The following is a 1,716-nucleotide window of genomic DNA, read 5'->3' as shown; positions in this document are numbered from 1 at the left end:
CTCCATTTCTATCAGTGAAAAGACTTCTCTAGCTACTGCCTGCTGTATTCTATTTGCCACCAGACCGTCAACTTCCTTGAGCACTTTAACTATTTGTTTGTTTATTGAGGTATAAAGTTTTTCTACCTTATCATAGGTATCCTGTGAAGTTTCACCAAAGAAAGTGAGCTCAGCAATGGGCATGATATGTGATGGATTATACCAATGATTTATTATACAGTTTGGCTTTCTCTCTTCTGAAACCTCAGATATCATATCTGATAGTTTAAGGCTGGATGTGTTCGATGCAAATATAGTCTTAGGTGGTGCTAACTCATCCAGTTGTTTGAAAAGATTTTTCTTAACATCTAGCCTTTCAAGGACAGACTCTATTACATAATCTGCGTCTTTCACCGCTGACTGTAAACCTTCACACAAAGTAATTCTTTTGATTATATCTTCTATCTCATTTAATTTTATTATATCTTCGCTGGCAAGGATTACGAGCTCTTCCCTGATTGCTATTATAGCTCTATTAAGCGCTTCTGCAGATAGATCAAATAAGTTTACATCATATCCGTGGATAGCAAATGCTTCAGCTATACCATGTCCCATAGTCCCGGCTCCAATTACAGTTATCTTATTCATTATGCCTCCTTCTTTAGACCGAGAATAGTTCTAGCCTCATCAGGTGTAGCCACTTCGTTTCCAAATTCCCTTATTATTCTAGCCGTTCTTTCTACAAATTGCTTATTAGATTCTGCCAGCTCAGTTTTTGTGTACATAACATTGTCTTCTATTCCAACTCTAACGTGTCCACCCATGGCAAGAGATCCCAATAAAATAGGCATATGTCCTTTTCCGACACCTAATGCTGACCACGTAGAACCGCTAGGTATTAAACTTTTAAGATAAACTAAATTTTCTAGAGTGGCAGTAGTACCTCCTGCTGCTCCTAATACAAATTGGTAATGTATCGGTGCTTTTAAAATCCCTTTTTTTAGATAGTATAGTGAGTTATATACCATACCAGCATCAAATATTTCTATCTCAGGTTTTACATTATACTCTTGCATAGTAGTACCTAATTCTTCTAGGAATTTTGGGGTATTTAGAAATAAAGTTGAATGAGCCCAGTTCATACTACCGCAATCATAAGACGCCATATCAGGTCTAAGTTCCTTGAGATGCGCCTGTCTTGTTTCATCAGTGGCATTTAGATCCCCTGAAGTAGTCAAATTAATTACTATATCGCATTTTTTTTTAATAAGCTCTACAGTTTCCCTAAATTTTTCCTTATCCATTGTTCCTTTACCTTCATCATCACGCATATGCAAATGAGCTACTGATGCACCAGCTTTATAACATTCATAAACGTCATTTGCTATTTCCTTTGGTGTCAATGGGACATTTGGATTATCTTTTTTAGTAGGCCAAGCTCCAGTCGTTGCCACAGTAATAATAGTTTTCATTTTTTACCTCCTTGTTTTATATTGGTTCTTTATGTTCTGTTAATTTAAGAAAATCAGTTTTAAACTACACATAAATATTATATATATATTATTACAACAATTTTTTCGATATGTCAATCTTTTTCATATCGTTTTTAACTATGGCTTTAAAATGGTATTTAAAAGCCTAATATCTATACCACCAAATAATGAACCTCTAGAAAAACAAAAAAAATTGGCTGTCGAATATTTCTAATCGACAACCAATTTTTTATAGAATATTACT

At 34.6% G+C, this 1,716-nt stretch carries 2 protein-coding genes; both read right to left on the bottom strand.

Annotation, left to right across the window (positions count from 1 at the left end; genetic code table 11):
- A partial coding sequence (locus tag ABZA26_RS14450) for a 3-hydroxyacyl-CoA dehydrogenase family protein (protein WP_372715193.1) occupies positions 1-627 on the bottom strand: 627 nt, incomplete at its 3' end.
- Entirely contained in the window at positions 627-1,451 is an 825-nt protein-coding gene (locus ABZA26_RS14445; RefSeq protein ID WP_372715192.1) for a 3-keto-5-aminohexanoate cleavage protein, read from the bottom strand. The genes ABZA26_RS14450 and ABZA26_RS14445, both read right to left, overlap by 1 nt.
- Positions 1,452-1,716 lie beyond the last annotated feature (265 nt).

The sequence above is a fragment of the Ilyobacter sp. genome (assembly GCF_041583315.1).
Classification (GTDB): domain Bacteria; phylum Fusobacteriota; class Fusobacteriia; order Fusobacteriales; family Fusobacteriaceae; genus Ilyobacter.
The sequence above is the reverse complement of the archived record's forward strand: the minus strand, read 5'-3'. Positions and strand labels throughout refer to the sequence as shown.

What these genes read in the sequence shown, in the direction of transcription:
- ABZA26_RS14445 (WP_372715192.1), bottom strand. Translation starts at nt 1,451, where the DNA reads ATGAAAACTATTATTACTGTGGCAACGACTGGAGCTTGGCCTACTAAA.